Below are 18448 nucleotides of genomic sequence, written 5' to 3'. Positions count from 1 at the left end.
GATGTGTTTTAATCTAGAGAAGAACTAATATAAAATGAATTATATGGAAGGAATTAATTCACATTTTGTCGAATACATTTAACAATAAAAGGCGGGAGGAGTGGTATACATGAAAATTTCTATTTACGGGAAAAATCTGGAAGTAACCAATGCGTTAAAAAATTATGTGGAAGAAAAAGTTGGTAAGATTGAAAAGTATTTTAATGATGCTTTTATTGAAGCTCAGGTGGGTTTAGAAGTAGAAAAGGATCGTCATATTGTAGAGGTTACCATAAAAGTTGATGGGCTGCTTTTACGTGGGGAAGAGAGTTCCGGTGATATGTATGCTTCTATCGATGGTGTAATTGATAAGTTAGAACGTCAGGTACATAAATACAAAACCCGGATTAATCGCAAAATCCGTGAAAGAAAGAAAGAGTTTAAACTTAATCTTGCAAATAGTTTTATTGTAGATGATATTGAAGAAGTTGAACCTAAGATTGTAAAAACCAAGCGTTTTGCCATAAAGCCGATGTCCGTTGAAGAAGCTATAATGCAGATGGATTTAATTGGCCATGATTTCTTTGTTTTCGTTAATGCAGCTACAGAAGAAGTGAATGTGGTTTATAAGCGGAAAAATGGTCAATATGGTTTGCTTGAGCCTGAGTTTTAATTAGACAGGATAATGGCCCGGTCGAATTTTTTCGACCGGGTTAAATTTTTTCAAGGAAAATTATACGGGTTTATAGTTCAAAGAAGAGGTTATATTAATCTAAAAAAAGATTTCATATCTCAAATATAGGATTGGTAGTGGAGGTATAAAAAAGTGAGAATCAGAATCGAAAAGGTTTTTTGATTTAGCTCAAAACAGAAATCTATTATATTTTAAATCAGGGATCAGGGCTGATAAGGTTTTAAACAGCAATAAAAAGGAAAAAAGAAGTTGAGTAAAGAATTATAAATTAAGTGGTTGGTATAGTATGTAGACTTAAATCACACCTGGTTCATAATTGGAGCAAATTGTACCATATTGACAGGTAGTGATTTAGAAGTACATTAAAACTTTTAAAAATATCATATTGGAAAGGTGAAGAAGATTATAAAAAACTTAAAGAAAATATCTTATTTAGAAAAAAAGATATAACTATAATGTAATGAATTGTACTAATTTATGGTTTGTTGATTAACTGGTTTATGTTGTGTAACTACCAAAATTTTCTAAATAGTCAATTAAGGATGAAAGGTTTTTTCATTCTATAGTTATCTATAGATAAACGTAGATTGGTGTTGATATTTTTGGGTGGAGTCATGATATCACTTCTAATTGTTTTTAATATCATTTATCCGATCTTAATTAAAAATATAATAGAAAAATTTAAAGAAATAGATTTTAATAATATTATTCTTTTAGCAGTTTTATATGGTTCAGCAATATTATTATCTTATTTAGGTGACATAATATATAATAAAAATAAATATAAGGCAGCCCAGGAAATAAGAGATGAAATATTTAGATATTCGTTTTATTTTCCGGTTAAAAAATTTATAGAAAAAGGGTCTGCTTATTTTGCTAAACTTTTAAATGATCAGGTAAACAATGCTTTTGTAGTTCTTGACTATGTTTTTATTCAAAACATATTTTTAGTGATAAGAACAATAGTAGTTTTATCTATTGTATTTTTGTGGAATAAAGTATTATTTACTGTATATATTACTAATACTCTGCTTGTGTTGCTATTTTCAAAGTTCTTAAATCAATCTACGCGGCCCTATTTTACAGAATGGCAGGAGTTAGGGAGAAGTATTGTGGAAACCTTTGAAAATCTTCATGAAATAATTGCAGGTAAAGCTATAGAAAAAAGAGATAAAAAATATTCTTTAATTTTTACAAAGATGACAAACCTTGCTATAGCTGCAGAGGTTAAGCGTATAAATCTTGATAAAATCTTTACTGAGATTGTGTAGTATATATCAAGAGTTTTTATATTATTTTATTGTTCTCATCTTGTACTGAAAAGCGAGATGACTATTGGAGCAGTGTGGGCATTTTGGACTTATTTTGCTTTTGTAGTTGAACCAATATCCATATTTAAAACATTCAGTCGGGTTATATTGGAGAGCGCTATAACTATTGATAGTGTTTTAGAATATTTCAAAGAAGCTAAAAAAGTTAAAGAATTTTATAAAGACTCAACATTGGATATGAAAAATAGTGAAAAAATTATTACTATAAGAAACCTTTCTTTTGCTCAAAATAATAATCTAATTTTAAAAGATGTCACTTTTTTAATAAAAAAAGTGATCTGGTAGGGTTAATAGGACTTTCTGGGGAAGGAAAATCTACACTGCTTAATATACTTCTTGGGTTTGAAAGAGATTACCATGGTGAAGTAAAATTATTTAGTCAGGAAATTAAAAATATATCACCACATTTGATATTTGATAATATTTCTTATTATTTACAGTCAGTTGGAATATTTAATGATACAACATCTTAGAAACCGACCTTTGGGTAAAGGAGGAAATTTTGTATCAGGTGGAGAGAAACAGAAGATACAATTGGCAAGATTTCTGTATGTAAACAAACCATTTTTCATTTTGGATGAACCATTTACAAATCTAGATGTCTTAAACGAAAAGTATTTGATGGAAATTTTATTAAAACATATAAAGGGCAAATCAGGAATAATTATCTCACATAAACTTAATGTTATAAGATTAGCAAATAGATGTATAGTTTTAAATGAAGGAAAGATAATCGGAGATGGAGATCCATCATATTTAATCGAAAATAATAAACTGAGCAGAGAATTGATAAAGACATATTTAGAAACTGCAAAAAATGGTGGAGAAGGTCTGGAAGATCTGGTTTGATTAAAATACCCAGAAGATGGGTGTTTTTTTTTGCTGTTTTGATTAACCAGACCAATATGGTTATTTTGAAAGAAGAAATTAGATATTTCCAAACCCATTTATCAGTAGATTATTGCTGAGATAAAACATTTTCCAGTCCGGGAAAATTGAAGTTAATTCAGAAAAGCTTTTTAATGAAGTTATGGGGTTAAAATAATAAAAGAGTATAGAAGGAAATATTCATCTTCTGTCTAATCAAGGTGTTGAAGGTAATGTTGAGTGATAGAATTCCTAAGGGACTGACTAGCTCATCACCTCCTGTGATGAGGCCTTATTTCGTTGGAAATCTCGCTAAGATGATTTGACGAAAAATTTCTATGTCGCTCAAAATTAGTTTTTTGCAGTATAATCATTAACAGGAAAGGAGTTTTGCCATGACCAATGTAATCTTACGCAAACGTAAAAATCGCCGTATTGAAAATGGTCATCCCTGGATTTATGATAATGAAATTTTAAAGATCGAAGGAGAAGTAAAACCTGGGGATATTGTAAATGTTTTGAATCATGCTCGAAGCTTTATTGGCCGCGGTTATATAAATCCCAATTCTAAAATCCGGATCCGGCTTTTAACCCGGGAAGATGAAGAGATAGATAGGAATTTTTTTCGCCGCCGTATTACCCGGGCCTGGGAATATAGGAAGCGTTTTTATGATACATCTAGCTGTAGGGTAATCTTTGGAGAAGCTGATTTTCTCCCCGGGCTGATTGTGGATAAATTTGGTGATTATCTGGTCATTCAGACCCTGGCATTGGGGATTGATCAATATAAGGAGATGATTGTGGAACTTTTAGATGAGATTATTCAACCGAAAGGAATTTATGAGCGGAATGATGTCCCGGTGCGGGAATTGGAAGGTTTGCCACAAAAGAAAGGTTTTTTAAAAGGTGAATTTGATACCGTTGTAGAGATAGAGGAGAATGGGATTAGGATGCTGGTAGACCTGGCTGAAGGTCAGAAGACCGGTTATTTTCTCGATCAGAAGGAGAATCGTGCAGCCATAGAGCCTCTGGTAAGAGATGCACTGGTTCTGGATTGTTTTTGCCATACTGGGGCATTTACATTACATGCCCTTCACTATGGAGCAAGAGAAGTAACGGCTGTGGATATTTCTGAACAAGCCATTGATTTTGTCAAAAAAAATGTTGCTTTAAATGGTTATGAGGATAGGGTTAAATATGAGGTAGCCAATGCCTTTGATCTACTCAGGGAATATGCTGACCGGGGAGAGAAGTTTGATGTGGTTATTCTGGATCCTCCTGCTTTTTGCAAATCCCGGAGTGCGATAGAAGGAGCTAAACGGGGGTATAAGGAGATCAATCTAAGGGGAATGAAGATTGTCAAACCAGGTGGTTTTCTCGTTACTGCTTCCTGTTCACATTATATGTACCCTGAAATCTTTACAGAGGTAATTTTGGATGCCGCTGCAGATGCGGGCAAACAGCTCAGGTTGGTTGAATATCGCTATCAATCTAAAGATCATCCAATCCTGATGAGTTACCGGGAGTCTCTGTATCTTAAATTCTTTATCTATCAGGTGTTTTAACATTTGTAAAAAAGCTTACCGACTTTTTTCTATAAAGTCTGGTAAGCTTTTTTATCGAATTTTCCCGGGAAATATTTTTAATTGTCTAAGGCAAGGATAAAAGAAGGAGTTAGGGCGAGGATATTGTAAAGGTATAATAAATACTATGATTAAACTGCAAAAAGCTAATTTTTCGCTTCAAAAGAAATTTTTCGAACTATCTAAAGTTCGATTTCAGGGTAATCCATGGGTCCTCGACTTATGGATTGGTTTATCAGATACTGTGATGAGGCCTTATTTCGACTGAAATCTCACTAAGATGGTTTAACGAAGAATTTCTATGGTGCTCAAAATTAACTTTTTGCAGTTTAATCATACTATAGAATATGGAGGAATTAGAAATGTTTCAACTTTTTTCTCGATTGTTTCCTTACTATTGGAAATTAGATGCGGATGTGAGACATAATTTATGGGTTGATAGTCTATCTGCTGCATTTTTTGGTCTTTTGGCCGGAGCAGTATATCCATTTGTCTCAATTATAGCAATTCGTTTGGGTGCAACTGATCAAATGATAGGACTTTTGAGTACGGCACCGTTTTTTGGTCAAATGTTTGCAATCTATTGGGGCTATAGGAGTGCGCGGAGTGTACGGAAAGTTCCGATTATTTTCTGGTCCTGGTTAATCTCCCGGCTTTTGATTCTTCCTTTAGCCTTTACAAAATCACCAATTGTTTTTGTGATTCTGGTGGTTTTTCATAATATAATTGCTACTATTGCTATCCCTGCTTATAATGGGCTTTTAAAGAAGATTTACCCTGATAGGTATCGGGGGCGACTAATGGGATTGGTTAAATTTCTTTTAGGATTAACTCATGTAAGTGCTACTTATCTTGCTGGGTGGTGGATTGATCATCTGGAATTTAAAAGTCTTTTTCTTCTGGCGGGTCTTGCCGGAGTTATCTCCAGTATGATTTTTCTCAGTATTGATGAAAAACAGAGGGAAAGCAAAGTCGTGGAAAATCAACCTAGGGCATTTTCTATCGGAAAAATTTTTGATATTTTTTCTAGAGATCGAGCAATGGTCTGGTGTATTCTGGGTTTTTCCATCTTTGGCTTTGGAAATCTTTTTGCATATCCAGCCTATCCTATTTATCAGGTGAAAGTCCTTAAATTAACTAGTAGTCAGATTGCCCTATTATCTATTTTCAATTTGCCGGTCTGGTTTTTGACTTACCCCCTCTGGGGTTGGGTACATGATCGTACCCGGAGTATGGTTAATATTTATATAGGAATTATTCTTTACGGATTTACTCCACTGATCTATTTTTTCAGCAAGTCTTATTGGATGCTGATTCTAGCTTCCTGTTTACAGGGAGCAGCGGGAGCAAGTCAGGATGTGGGCTATATAAATCAAATGATCAAAATGGGTGGAGATGATGTTGACCACTATATGGGGATTTATGGAACATTTTTGGGAATTCGAGGGATTTTAAGCCCTATCCTTGGATCTTTTATGATCAGCAAAATAGGTTATCAGGGGGTTTTTCTTTTAGCAGCATTGATGATTTTTTCTGGATTAATTCCAATGAGTAAGGTTGAAAGGAAAATGGATAAAATTAAAGTAAATGATTTTACTGCAAAAAGCTAATTTTTCGCTTTATAAAGAAATTTTTCGAACCATCTAAAGTTCGACTGAAATCTCACTAAGATGGTTTAACGAAGAATTTCAATAGCGCTCAAAACTAGCTTTTTGCAGTTTAATCAGTAAATTACTTAAAAGGAATGAAGGTTAATGACTTTTGAAGAAAGATTGAAAAAATATGCAAAGGAAATTGGAATTGATCTAATAGGAATTACTACTGCTAAACCTTTTTATGAGGCCTATAATCGTTTAGAGAAGATGAAAAGGCTGGGCTATCTTTCTCCCTGGACGGAAATGGATTTTAAAAAGCGCTGTTTTCCAAAACTTTTAATGAAAGATGCTGCTTCATTAATTGCGGTGGGTATATCCTATCTGGTAAAAGAAGACGATGGGGAAGAAGATGATAAAACATTATTTTACGGAAAACTGGCCCGTTTTGCTCAATTTGAGGATTATCATAAAATTTTACGGTCAAAGATGGAGGAACTGGTCTCTTTTATAAAGAAAAAATATCCAGAGGTAAAAGCAAAAATTTTTGTTGATACCGGTCCTTTAATCGATCGGGAGGTGGCCTATCGGGCCGGGTTGGGTTTTTTCGGGAAGAATTCAGCTTTAATTAACCCTGAATATGGTTCATTTTTGGCTTTGGGAGAGATTTTACTCAATATTCCTTTAAAACCAGATAAACCTATGAAGAATGGCTGTGGTGATTGTATCCTCTGTCTTAAGGCCTGTCCCCAACAGGCAATTAAAGCACCGGGAGAGATTCAAACTAATGAATGTCTGTCACATTATACACAGGAGAAAGGCCTGTTTAATGAAAAGATTAGACGTAAATTGGGTTTAAGGCTTTGGGGATGTGATACCTGTCAGGAAGTCTGTCCTTATAATCAGAAAGCCCGTCCGGGAAGTGGTATTTTTAAGGTTCATAAACTTGGGAAAAAACCTGATTTAGAGCAGATTCTAAAGCTATCTAATCGTGAATATCGGAAATTGGTAGGTGAAACGGCTATGGCCTGGCGGGGTAAACGTATCCTGCAGAGGAATGCTCTTATTAATCTGGGGAATTTAAAAGATCCTCATGCAATATCCATTCTTAAAGAGGCTTTAAAAGACCCGCGTCCTATCATCAGAGGGGCTGCGGCCTGGGCCATAGGAGAGATTGGGGGAAAAGAAGCAAAAACAATACTTGCCAGAGCTTTACAAAAAGAAAAGGATGAGCAGGTTAGAGAGGAATTAAGAAAAGGGTTGGAAAAAATTTTATAGAGGGAGATGATAGAAATGAAAAAAGTACTTTTATCAGGTTTTGAACCTTTTGGAGGAGAAAGCATCAATCCTTCCCTTAAGTTGATTAAACGGCTTGAAAATGAGAGATGGGATGATGTAGAAGTCCATCTGGTGCAATTGCCGGTGGTATTTGGTGAGTCGATAAAAAAATTAAAGAAAGTTATTGATGAAGTTGATCCCGACCTGGTAATTGGTATTGGTCAGGCAGGAGGAAGAACCGCTCTCTCCATCGAACGGGTTGCCATTAATGTCGATGATGCAGTAATTGCAGATAATGAGGGAAATCAACCCATTGATCGTCCAATCAATTCTAAGGGACCTGCTGCTTACTTCAGTACTTTACCAATTAAGAGGATGATGAAGGCTGCCCGTGAGGCAGGGGTTCCTGCTATGATTTCTAACAGTGCCGGAACTTATGTCTGCAATCACTTGATGTACGGGATTCTTGATCTTCTGGCAGGTACTGATAAATTGGGAGGATTTATTCACATTCCTTATTTACCGGAGCAGGTGGTTGATAGACCGCTTCAACCCAGTATGGCGTTAGAAACAATGGTCAAAGGAATAAAGGCTATGGTGATGGCTGCTGTTTCTGGAGATAAAGATGATAAGATAGCGGCGGGGGCATTGGATTAGGAAAGCTTAAGGTTTTAAAGTAAGTGTAAATATGATTAAACTGTAAAAAGCTAATTTTTTGCTTTATAAAGAAATTTTTCGAACCATCTAAAGTTCGATTTTAGTGACTTGATTAGCTCATCACATTCTGTGATGAGACCTTATTTCGATTGAAATCTCACTAAGATGGTTTAACGAAAAATTTCTATGGCGCTCAAAATTAGCTTTTTGCAGTTTAATCATTTAATTAGCTTTAAACCCGAATAGCAAATCTGCAATACGGATTTTCTCTAGCTCAGCTATCATTCCCTGATATGCTTTATGAAAGACTCTGTGAATAATGCAGTTTTTACCCATCTTACAATCCCGTTCTTTATCCATACATTGATAGAACTGATCCTCCTTTTCAAAAAGTGCTACCACTTGCGCCAGAGAGATATCTTGTGGGGGTAGAGCCAGACGGTATCCGCCCTTAAAACCTTTGCTTGATTCCACAAAACCGGCTTTTGATAACTTTTGCATCACTTTGGCCAGGTAGGTCAGGGAGATATCCTGCATTTCAGCCAGTTCATCTACACTCATCTCTTCTCCATAGTGAAAAGCTAGAATTATCAGGGAATGGATCGCATATTCACTTTTTCGTGAAATCTGCATAATTTTCCCCCTGTAATCAGATAAATTTTATCTAATTACTGATTTTACTGCAAAAAGCTAATTTTTCGCTTTATAAAGAAATTTTTCGAGCATCTAAAGTTCGATTTCAGTGACTTGATTAGCTTATCAATCCTCATATGAGGCCTTATTTCGACTTAAATCTCACTAAGATGGTTTAACGAAAAATTTCTATGGCGCTCAAAATTAGCTTTTTGCAGTTTAATCATTACTTTAATTATATCATAAAAAAATGGATATAACAACCATATTAGGGCAAAAAAGATTATCCCGATAATATAAAAAGACCAGATGACAGTATTAACTGTTCTGGTCTTTAACTTTAAACCGATCAATTAAAGTTAGCTTATCTTTTGCATCAACATAAAAGATATGTTTATATAAGATTCCTTTTTTATTAAATAACTCCAGGGCTTGATTTAAATTAGTTTGGCGTAATCTTAATCCCATCCCGCAGTCTTTAGAAATCTCCCGGGGGATGGGGTAAACCATTCGGGGAATCTTTGATTCCTCTAAAATCTTATCAGCTTTTATAGTATGATGGGGTGATTCAAAGGAGATTAAAACATAACTCATGATAGGTTAACCACCTTTTGTGCGTTGGAGATGATACTTAAAATCTCACCCATATTGGAGATATAGTCATTTTTGATCTTATCCTGTAAGTTAAAGTAGTTTACACAGGTACCGCAGGCGAGAATTTTAACACCTTTTTCTTCTAAAATATTTAAATTTTCTTGTATTTCGGATTTGGTCAATAGTTGAACACCGGAATTTAAAAAGATGAGAACTTGAGGAGCAGGTTCAACTTTAGTCAGGTTGCTGATTAGCCCCCGCATCAGAATATCTCCAAGATCTTCAGGCCCTTTTCCAAATTTATTAGATGTGAAAACAAATACAGGTCTTTCAGACATTGCTGCTCAACTCCTTTTCTAGTATTAGTTATATTAATATTTTCTATAAACAAATCTAATACCCTTTTTTAATTGGAAAATTTTTTGCAAAAAATTTTTTGTTATAGTATAATAATACTATAATTAAACTGCAAAAAGCTAATTTTTTGCTTCAAGAGAAGTTTTTCGAACCATCTAAAGTTCGATTTCAGTGACTTGATTAGCTCATCAATCCTCAGATGAGGCCCTATTTCGACTGAAATCTTACTAAGATAGTTTAACGAAAAATTTTTATGTTACTTAAAATTAGCTTTTTGCTGTTTAATCATACTATGAAAAATTTGAAAAGAACAAGTTAGTCTTTGGCTCATAATTTTATAAGGAAAGTTTATTGAAACCAGGGGTTGCTTAATTTCCTTAGTATTAATTTAAGAGGGGATTAGAATGATTCTGGTTAGTGCTTGTCTTTTGGGTGTAGAATGTAAATATAATGGTACTTCTAATTATAATCCTGATCTTATTGCATATTTACAGAATAAGAAGTGGATTCCAATTTGTCCTGAACAACTGGGGGGACTGACTACTCCCAGGATTCCAGCAGAAATTCAGGGAGGCGATGGAAAGGATGTGTTAAGCGGAAGGGCCCGGGTAGTAACCAAAGAGGGAAAAGATGTAACTGAAGCTTTTATCAAAGGAGCAAAAGAGGTACTGAAAATTGCCCAATTAGCTAATGTAGAGGAGGCGATTTTAAAAGAACGCAGCCCTTCCTGTGGTAAATGTCAGATTTATGATGGGAGTTTTCAGGGGAAAATAAAACCTGGTCAAGGTGTGACTGCAGCTATATTAAGAGAGTATGGTATTCGAGTTAAAACTGAAGAAGATTTGTATTAGATGAATGTAAAATGGAGATGAATAGGAAAAATCTCCTTGTATAGTCTCCCTTATTTTGGGTAAACAATACTAAAAAAAGGGGAGGCGGTTACAATACGTGAAATATATATGGATGTTGGGGATAATATTGATTTAAATGATGAAAAGCGGTTGGAAGATATTCTAGCTTCAATAGGGCCAGATGAAAAGTTAATTCTTTTAATGAATCGGGCTGATGCACATGAAGCAGATGATTTAATCCGGATTTTGGAAGAGAAAGGTTTTATAATTCAGCCTAAAGGTGGCCATGAAGATGATTACTATCTTCACTGTTGGAGGCGGAATAAGAAATAAACTGACTTTAAAACCACTGATATGATTTAATTCTATCAGTGGTTTTTATTATCTGGAATAACTTGAAAACTTTGTGCTTTTGGTGCTATAATCATATTAAGTTATCGAAGATTAAAAAGGTGGGTGTAGTGCCAATGGTTGTTGGTATTTGCGAAATAGAGCTCAGGATGGCACATGTTAATTCATTAAAGGGTAAACGAAGGATTATAAAAAGTATTATAGGGCGGGTTCAGTCTAAATTTAAAGTTTCCATTGCTGAAGTGGAGTATCAGGATTTACATAAACAGGCCTATCTTGGTATTGCTTATATCAGTAATGACTCTACTCATGTCCATCGGGTTTTAGAGAAAGTAGTTTTATTTATTGAAAATAATTTTGAAGTGGAATTAATAAATTATCAGATTGAAATGGTTTAAATATGCCCTCGATTAGATTTAGAGGGCATATTTCATTTTTATAGCTTTTTTATGGATTAATTGAGGTGAAAATGAGCAAGATAGAGATAAATAGTGAATTAAAATCTCTTTATCAAAAGGAGGTCATCTTAGCAGATTATGAAAAGAAGTATTGCAGCAATTATTTTAATCTCCGTTTTAGTTTTAATTGGTATATCTTTGTGGGAAACGTCCTGGATTGAGGCACAAGCCAGACGAACCCTGTATTGGGGAAGCAGAGGGTCAGATGTAGTTCTTCTTCAGAGGCGTTTAAAACAGTGGGGTTATTATAAAGGAATCGTTGATGGGATTTTTGGAGCAAAAACCTATTCAGCTGTGAAGTTTTTTCAGCGTAAAAATGGATTGACCCCCGATGGAATTGTCGGTTCCAGAACCTGGGCTGCATTAGGTTTAGGGGGTGTTAGAACATCAAAGGTTGCAGCATCTGGGGTTAAAGGTGTTACAAACAATAATGATATTCACCTTTTGGCAAGGATAGTTCACGCTGAAGCCAGAGCAGAACCATATATCGGACAGGTAGCTGTGGCAGCAGTAATTTTAAACCGGGTAAAAAGTCCTGATTTTCCCAATACTATAGCAGGTGTCATCTATCAACCTCTGGCCTTTGAGTCAGTTTCTAATGGCCAGTTTAATTTGCCGCCAAAGGATGAAAATTATCGGGCTGCCAGAGATGCATTAAATGGTTGGGATCCTACATATGGGGCCACATTTTTCTGGAATCCGTCAAAGCCTGTCAGCAAATGGATCTGGTCCAGAAAAATTATTGTCAGATATGGAAATCACGTTTTTGCCAGATAGGAGGTGAAAAAATTGAAAAATAACTGGATAATTCCTGTTGTGCTTATGGCTTTCTTATTATTGGTTACTGGTTTCTGGGGATATGAACAATATAAGGAGCGCCAACAGTTGGAAATTTATCTTGGCAATCAATATAAGGAGTCTTTTTTCAAACTATTAGATAGAATTGAAGATGTAACTGTGCTTTTAGGAAAAAGTATAGTTTCTAACGGTCAGCAACGGTTTGTTACACTTCTTTCTGATATATGGCGGCAGGCTTTTGCAGCTCAGGAACAATTAAATCAACTCCCTATTTCAAATGCTACTCTGATGAAAACATCTAAATTTTTAACTCAGGTGGGAGATTATGCATTAGCTCTGGCTAAAGAGAATTTGCAAGAACGGAAGGTGACAGATGACCAGCGTGCTAAATTGAAATCTCTTCGTGAGCAGGCCGGAAATCTTTCTCAGGCTCTACACAATTTAGAATCACAGATCAACAAGGGTGATATTACCTGGAGTGAAGTAATCCGGGGAACACGTCGGAAGATTGAAAAGGCAGATGAACATCTTCTTTCAAATAATTTTAAAACATTAGTAGAAAAAAATGAACCTTTTCCAACCCTTATTTATGATGGCCCTTTTTCAGACCATATTGAACAGCAGAAACCCAAAGGTTTAACGGGAGATATGATTAGTAAAAAGAAAGCAAGAGAGATTGTTTCAGATTTTGTAGATTATAAGGATAATCCTAATCTAGTTATTAAAGATCTGGCGGAAGTTAAAGGAAAAATCCCGGCATACCAATTTAGTGTCCAACCTGACGATAATGAAAAGAACCATACTACTATAGATGTTTCTAAAAAAGGTGGTCATGTTATCTGGTATATGAATCCAAGAAATGTTGGGAGTAGAAATATTTCACGTATTGAGGCCCTTAACAAAGGAGAGCAATTTCTCAATACACGTGGATATGAAAATATGGTACCAACCTATTCCTGGATAGAGCATAATGTATTAACTGTTTCCTATGCCTATAAACAGGATGATGTAATTATTTATCCGGATTTGATAAAACTTAAAATTGCAATGGATAATGGTCAAGTAATCGGTTTTGAAGCATTAGGTTATCTTATGTCTCACCATAAACGTGAACTTCCCAAACCGGAAATTAAAAAAGAAGAAATCAGAGAGCTTTTAGGTGACCGTTTTGATATAGAATCTATAAGATTGGCTCTGATTCCGACACCTAGTCTTAAAGAAGTTTTAACCTGGGAAGCACGGGTTAGATATGAAGAGGAGACTTATTTGCTCTATTATGATGTAAAATCCGGGAATGAGGTAAATATTTTAAAAGTAATTGATACACCTGAGGGAACATTTACAGACTAAAAGATAAGACTTTTAATTTAAGGCTGTTGACAAAATTAAAAAGATCAACAGCCATTTTTTAAATATTTAGGAAATTGTATTTTTCGTAGATTGAGGATAACATTTGATACAGATAATTTATAAAAACTGCAAAAAAGCTAATTTTGAGCGCTATTTAAATTTTTTATTAAACCATCTTAGTGAGATTTCAGTCGAAATAAGGTCTCATCACAGGATGTGATGAGCTAATCAGGGGCCAGGAGGGCCTGTTGATTGGTGTGCCTTATTTCGACTGAGATCGAACTTTAGATGGTTTGAAAAATTTCACTATGAAGCGAAAAATTAGCTTTTTGTAGTGTTCGAAGGCCATTTTGTTCTTAGCAATATAAAATCGTTTATTTGCACTTTTATAATGATTTAGGAATTAATTGACAGGGAGTTTTTTATTTAAGTTTTTCATCTATGTATTCCATAATTATCTCTATTGAATTATCATCCAGTAATAATGCTTGTAAATATTTGATCACATAACGTTTATATTTTTCTATTTTTGGATGGATATCAGCGAGAGTTAGATTGAGTTTATTAAGAATTTGTTTTAATTCCTGTGGAGTTAGTTTATAATTTCCCTGTAGTGTCTCAGCCAGATGAAAATAATTTACTCCTGTTTCCATAGAAAACTGAATTACTGTTAAATTCCTTTCTTCTATTCCCTTTCTAAGAATGTTCGCTATATTTGTAAAAACTGATTCAGTACCTTCTTCAAGGAGATATTCTAAAGGTACCTGATAAAATTCAGCTAAGTTCATTAATGTTTCCATAGAGGGGTTACGTAGATTTCTTTCTATTAAATTGATTGTTGAAGGTGATTTGCCAATAGCTTCCCCTACCTGTTCATAGGTCAAGCCGCGTTCACTGCGAAGTTCGGAGAGCCTATTAGATAATAAATTTAAGTTTGGCATTATAACCCCCCTTTCTATGGGTAAATTATACTATATAAACAATTTCCAGTCAACCATAAAAATGATTATTTTAACAACAATAGACATATGACAATATAAAAAATTTAAAAAGCCCGAGCAAAATGCTCAGGCTTTTTTAGGTTATTAAAGTTTTTCTATTTATAGTAGTAACTCCCATACCTCCAACAATAGTTATAGCTTTAGTCTGACTTTTGGTAGCAAAAGCGTTCTGTTCTCCCCGGGTTATTTCATATTGCTTGGAAACTGCTTTAATAAAAACTTCCGGTTATCGAGGATTTAGATAGGTTGCTATATTCGTAAAAAAGTGCTATAATAATTCTACAAACATAATAAAATACCATTTTTTTTAAGGAGGCTTAAGAGTATGGCCTGGATTAAGGTAATTAATGAAAATGAGGCGAAAGGTAAACTGAAAAAATTATATGATCGCTTAATGGGGCCGGATAAATCACAGGTAGCTAATATCTTAAAAGTACATAGCTTAAATCCAGACGTTTTAGAAGCTCATTTGAATCTGTATCGGAGAGTAATGTTTGGTCAGTCCGGACTCTCCAGAGCACAGCGGGAAATGATTGCTGTAGTGGTTTCGAGCGTCAATTCTTGCCATTACTGAACTGAGCATCACGGAGCGGCGCTCCGCATGTTAACTGGCGATGATGATTTAGTACAACAGATTACCAGGGATTATTGGCAGGCAAAAATTTCCGATAAAGAACGTTTAATGCTTTCTTATGCTGAGAAGTTAACTAAAGAACCGTTTAACATTAAAGAAGAGGATATTAAAACTTTAAGAGAAGCGGGTTTTAGCGATAGAGATATTTTTGATATAAATCAGGTTGTAGCTTATTTTAATTATGTCAACCGGATTGCTGATGGTCTGGGTGTTACTTTAGAGGAATAAGCACAGTATAGAAATTATAAAGCCCCTAATTTTGGGGTTTTTATTTTTCTGGTACTACTTACCGAAAGGGCTTAATCTATAATCAGGCTGGACAAATCGGCTGTATGTAGTATAATAAAAAGAGGAATCGAAAATAGAATAAAGAAAGAATTATATGGTTTTTTTAAGGACAGTGCATTATCTACAGAAAGGATCAAAATTTTAATAAAGGAAGGAGATTACTTTGAAAAAATATAAAAGAAAATTAAAAACCAAGATTCAAAATATTGTCATTATCTTTGAATCAATTCTTTCTTTATTTATCATTGCGGGAGTTTTAATTGGGATTAGAGATTTGACAAGATATTTAGGTATTATTTATTCTGCTCCTACAGGCATGGCTTATGATGTCCTTAAAAACTTTATAGGACATCTCCTTTTGCTTATTATTGGTCTTGAATTGGTAATTATGCTTGTTAAGCATACACCAGATAGTTTATTGGAGGTATTAGTTTTTGCTATTGCCAGAAAAATGGTTATTTACACAGAATCCTTTCTTGAAATATTAATGGGAGTTTTAGCTGTTGGAGGTATTTTTGCAATTCGTAAATATCTTCACGGCCGGGATCTGGAACGTGAAGCTGAGAAAGGTATTTTGGTGGGTGCTGCTACCAAAGTAAGTTCCTTAAATAAGGCTTTAAATACTTTTATCCCGGAGGATATAGCTGAGACTATCGGAGGGGTAGTTGCACGAATTGCGGCTGAGAAAGGTAAAAAATTAGTTCCTGGGACTACCATCAAAATTGCCGATGTTGGATTAAGTATTTATCGGATGGAAGATGGAGTAATTGAAAAAATAAAAGTAACCCGTTTAAAAGAATTAGAATAAAATAAAAGGTAATTTGATTAATTAATATAATGGTTAAACTGCAAAAAGCTAATTTTTCACTTCTTGAGAAATTTTTCGAATCATCTAAAGCTTGATTTCCGCCAAAATAAGGCTTCCTAATCAAGGGGCTATCCTGGCCCTTGATTAGCTCATCAATCCTCAGATGAGGCCTTATTTCGTCGGAAATCTCACTAAGATGATTTGGTGAAAAATTTCTATGTCGCTCAAAATTAGCTTTTTGCAGTATAATCATATAATATTAGTAAAAAAATATACATGAGTTAAAACCTGATAACCAAAATAATAAGAATGCATGTATTAGCGAAAAAGTTTTGTTTTTCATAGAAGTGGCAAAGAAATTTTTTAAAAAAGTTATTGACATTTCCCCGTAATCTGCTAAAATAAATTTGTTGAACCCCCCAAATATGTTAATCCCCATAGAAAGGATTGATGCTTATGAAGAGCCAATTAGGAGGTGCTCTGGGACGTCACGTTTTACTTGAAGCCTATGGCTGCAATGTAGAGCTCCTGGACAATGTCAAGAGTGTGGAAAAGATTATGATTGATGCGGCATTGTCAGCAGGAGCCGAAATTCGAGAGGTTGCTTTTCATAAGTTCAGCCCCCAAGGTGTGAGTGGTGTTGTTGTTATTTCTGAATCACACCTAACGATCCATACCTGGCCTGAATTAGGTTATGCAGCCATTGATGTTTTTACCTGTGGGGAAAGTGTTAATCCATGGGACGCAGTAGACTATATAATCGAAAAATTCGAAGCCGAATCAGTTACCGCAAATGAAGTGAAAAGGGGTATCTTTCAGTCAGATGCCAAAGTAAAAGTATCATAACAAAAACTAGGAAGGAGTTTATCATTTTTATGAGTTCCGAACCTGGTGATACATTGTAAAACCCTATGATATTTATCTAGAGTAAGTATCATAGGGTTTTAATCTATACATAGCATTGATAACAATGCTTATACTATAAATTACAGGAAGAAATGTAAGGGGGGGATGATATGTTACCAACACCAAAAAAATTCACTATTTGTGCTGGAACGGCAGAAGGTGCTAGTGAGTTAAATGCTTTTGATAATGCATTACTAAATGCAGGAATCGGAAACTTGAATCTGTTAAAAGTTTCGAGTATTTTACCACCGGGGGCTGAATATGCCGAGAATTTGAATATCCCACCTGGTACTTTAACTCCAACAGCATATGGTTCTATTGTGAGTGAAAAACCAGGTGAGTTGATTGCAGCAAGTGTAGGTATCGGATTTTCCGAAAATTCATTTGGAGTGATAATGGAGTATTCCGGAACCTGTTCAGCCAAAGAAGCTGAAGAACAGGTAATAAAAATGGTAGAAGAAGCATTTAAGATTCGCGGATTAAAGCTAACCAGAGTGATGGCAAAAGCTGTTGAACACCGTGTAGAAAAATGCGGTTGTGCTTTTGCAGCCGTTGCCCTCTGGTATTAAAATAAAGGAGGTTATTATTATGGAACTTTGGTTTACCGAATATCAAAATAATAAATTGGCTTATGGTTACAAAATTTCCAAACACCTTCATTCTGAACAGACTAAATTTCAGCGTTTAGACGTAGTTGATACTGAGCAATTTGGTCGTATGTTGATTTTAGATGGAATTGTGATGACTACGATTGAAGACGAATTTGTTTATCATGAAATGATTAGTCATGTACCATTAATTACCCATCCAAATCCAAAAAAGGTTGCTGTAATTGGTGGAGGAGATGGAGGCGCAATCAGGGAGATTATCAAACACCCATCTATAGAAGAAGCTCATTTGATTGAGATTGATGGCCGGGTTATTGAAAACAGTAAAAAGTACCTACCTGAAATTGCCTGTGCTTTAGATGATCCTAAAGTAACTATTTTTGTTGAGGATGGGATTGAATTTATAAAAAAGAATAAAAATACATATGATGTAATTATGGTTGATTCCACTGATCCTATCGGACCTGCGGTAGGTCTTTTTAAGAAAGAGTTTTACCAAAGTGTTTATGATGCATTAAAAGAGGATGGATTATTTGTAGCACAGACAGAGTCACCTTTCTTGAATAAAGATATAATTAAACCAACATATCAAGCAATTAGCGAAGTGTTCCCCATTACCAGATTATATCTGGCAACTATTCCAACTTATCCGGGATTCCTCTGGAGCTTTTCTATGGGTTCTAAGAAATACAAACCGGAAGATGCAGATTTGAGTCGAGCAGAAGCTATTGCTTCTGATACTAAGTATTATAATCCAGAAATTCACCGTTCAGCTTTTGCTTTACCAAATTTTGTTCGTGATTTGATTGCTCAAAAATAATTTTTGTCGA

The 18448-nt window shown here is 34.8% G+C and carries 21 protein-coding genes and 1 pseudogene; 18 read left to right on the top strand and 4 right to left on the bottom strand.

Annotated elements, in window-relative coordinates; all coding sequences use genetic code 11:
- Positions 1–109: 109 nt before the first annotated feature.
- The 8 genes and pseudogenes from hpf to pcp all read left to right on the top strand — a co-directional run bounded on the left by hpf (position 110) and on the right by pcp (position 7981).
- A complete protein-coding gene (gene hpf / locus BBF96_RS10925; RefSeq protein WP_127017183.1) occupies positions 110–652 on the top strand; it encodes a ribosome hibernation-promoting factor, HPF/YfiA family in 543 nt (180 codons plus the stop codon).
- A gap of 623 nt (positions 653–1275) precedes the next feature.
- Positions 1276–1944, top strand: coding sequence for an ABC transporter ATP-binding protein (locus BBF96_RS10920; protein WP_127017182.1), 669 nt, complete (start codon positions 1276–1278; stop codon positions 1942–1944).
- Positions 1945–2001: 57 nt separating this feature from the next.
- Complete coding sequence (locus BBF96_RS10915; RefSeq protein WP_127017181.1) at positions 2002–2289, top strand: ABC transporter ATP-binding protein; 288 nt, start codon at positions 2002–2004, stop codon at positions 2287–2289.
- Positions 2283–2853, top strand: a pseudogene (locus tag BBF96_RS10905) (ABC transporter ATP-binding protein). The gene BBF96_RS10915 and the pseudogene BBF96_RS10905 overlap by 7 nt, the downstream one beginning before the upstream one ends.
- 413 nt (positions 2854–3266) lie before the next feature.
- A complete protein-coding gene (locus BBF96_RS10900) occupies positions 3267–4436 on the top strand; it encodes a class I SAM-dependent rRNA methyltransferase (protein ID WP_127017179.1) in 1170 nt (389 codons plus the stop codon).
- A 380-nt stretch (positions 4437–4816) separates the two neighbouring features.
- A complete protein-coding gene (locus BBF96_RS10895) occupies positions 4817–6064 on the top strand; it encodes an MFS transporter (RefSeq protein WP_164731021.1) in 1248 nt (415 codons plus the stop codon).
- Positions 6065–6208: 144 nt separating this feature from the next.
- Positions 6209–7324 (top strand): tRNA epoxyqueuosine(34) reductase QueG, encoded by a 1116-nt coding sequence (gene queG, locus BBF96_RS10890; RefSeq protein WP_127017177.1) that lies wholly within the window; start codon positions 6209–6211, stop codon positions 7322–7324.
- Between the two features lie 15 nt (positions 7325–7339).
- On the top strand, positions 7340–7981 hold the full coding sequence (pcp, locus tag BBF96_RS10885) for a pyroglutamyl-peptidase I (RefSeq protein WP_127017176.1): 642 nt from the start codon (positions 7340–7342) through the stop codon (positions 7979–7981).
- A 222-nt stretch (positions 7982–8203) separates the two neighbouring features.
- Here pcp and BBF96_RS10880 read toward each other — a convergent pair whose 3' ends face one another.
- The 3 genes from BBF96_RS10880 to BBF96_RS10870 all read right to left on the bottom strand — a co-directional run bounded on the left by BBF96_RS10880 (position 8204) and on the right by BBF96_RS10870 (position 9546).
- Entirely contained in the window at positions 8204–8614 is a 411-nt protein-coding gene (locus BBF96_RS10880) for an RrF2 family transcriptional regulator (protein WP_127017175.1), read from the bottom strand.
- A gap of 318 nt (positions 8615–8932) precedes the next feature.
- Positions 8933–9208, bottom strand: a complete 276-nt coding sequence (locus tag BBF96_RS10875) for a putative Se/S carrier protein (protein WP_127017174.1) — start codon at positions 9206–9208, stop codon at positions 8933–8935.
- Positions 9205–9546, bottom strand: coding sequence for a DsrE family protein (locus tag BBF96_RS10870; protein WP_127017173.1), 342 nt, complete (start codon positions 9544–9546; stop codon positions 9205–9207). The genes BBF96_RS10875 and BBF96_RS10870 overlap by 4 nt, the downstream gene beginning before the upstream one ends.
- A gap of 423 nt (positions 9547–9969) precedes the next feature.
- Between BBF96_RS10870 and BBF96_RS10865 the strand changes: the two genes are divergently transcribed.
- The 5 genes from BBF96_RS10865 to ypeB all read left to right on the top strand — a co-directional run bounded on the left by BBF96_RS10865 (position 9970) and on the right by ypeB (position 13373).
- Positions 9970–10416, top strand: coding sequence for a 2-thiouracil desulfurase family protein (locus BBF96_RS10865; RefSeq protein ID WP_127017172.1), 447 nt, complete (start codon positions 9970–9972; stop codon positions 10414–10416).
- Between the two features lie 108 nt (positions 10417–10524).
- Complete coding sequence (locus tag BBF96_RS10860; RefSeq protein WP_127017171.1) at positions 10525–10749, top strand: hypothetical protein; 225 nt, start codon at positions 10525–10527, stop codon at positions 10747–10749.
- Between the two features lie 134 nt (positions 10750–10883).
- Complete coding sequence (locus BBF96_RS10855; protein ID WP_127017170.1) at positions 10884–11165, top strand: DUF503 domain-containing protein; 282 nt, start codon at positions 10884–10886, stop codon at positions 11163–11165.
- Positions 11166–11303: 138 nt separating this feature from the next.
- Positions 11304–12002 (top strand): spore cortex-lytic enzyme, encoded by a 699-nt coding sequence (gene sleB, locus BBF96_RS10850; RefSeq protein WP_127017169.1) that lies wholly within the window; start codon positions 11304–11306, stop codon positions 12000–12002.
- Positions 12003–12014: 12 nt separating this feature from the next.
- Entirely contained in the window at positions 12015–13373 is a 1359-nt protein-coding gene (ypeB, locus tag BBF96_RS10845; protein WP_127017168.1) for a germination protein YpeB, read from the top strand.
- 422 nt (positions 13374–13795) lie between these two features.
- Here ypeB and BBF96_RS10840 read toward each other — a convergent pair whose 3' ends face one another.
- Positions 13796–14314 (bottom strand): helix-turn-helix domain-containing protein, encoded by a 519-nt coding sequence (locus BBF96_RS10840; protein ID WP_127017167.1) that lies wholly within the window; start codon positions 14312–14314, stop codon positions 13796–13798.
- Between the two features lie 385 nt (positions 14315–14699).
- Here BBF96_RS10840 and BBF96_RS17240 point away from each other — a divergent pair, with 385 nt between their 5' ends.
- From BBF96_RS17240 to speE, 5 genes are all read left to right on the top strand, one after another.
- On the top strand, positions 14700–15236 hold the full coding sequence (locus BBF96_RS17240; RefSeq protein ID WP_127017166.1) for a peroxidase-related enzyme: 537 nt from the start codon (positions 14700–14702) through the stop codon (positions 15234–15236).
- Between the two features lie 223 nt (positions 15237–15459).
- Positions 15460–16104, top strand: coding sequence for a transporter associated domain-containing protein (locus BBF96_RS10830; protein WP_127017165.1), 645 nt, complete (start codon positions 15460–15462; stop codon positions 16102–16104).
- A gap of 456 nt (positions 16105–16560) precedes the next feature.
- Positions 16561–16950, top strand: coding sequence for an adenosylmethionine decarboxylase (speD, locus tag BBF96_RS10825; protein WP_127017164.1), 390 nt, complete (start codon positions 16561–16563; stop codon positions 16948–16950).
- A 170-nt stretch (positions 16951–17120) separates the two neighbouring features.
- Positions 17121–17579: a pyruvoyl-dependent arginine decarboxylase gene (locus BBF96_RS10820; protein WP_127017163.1), complete on the top strand. Its 459-nt coding sequence runs from the start codon at positions 17121–17123 to the stop codon at positions 17577–17579.
- Positions 17580–17598: 19 nt separating this feature from the next.
- On the top strand, positions 17599–18438 hold the full coding sequence (gene speE / locus BBF96_RS10815) for a polyamine aminopropyltransferase (protein WP_127017162.1): 840 nt from the start codon (positions 17599–17601) through the stop codon (positions 18436–18438).
- Positions 18439–18448 lie beyond the last annotated feature (10 nt).

The organism is Anoxybacter fermentans (assembly GCF_003991135.1).
Taxonomy (GTDB): domain Bacteria; phylum Bacillota; class Halanaerobiia; order DY22613; family DY22613; genus Anoxybacter; species Anoxybacter fermentans.
This window is presented reverse-complemented; position numbering and strand designations above follow the sequence as displayed.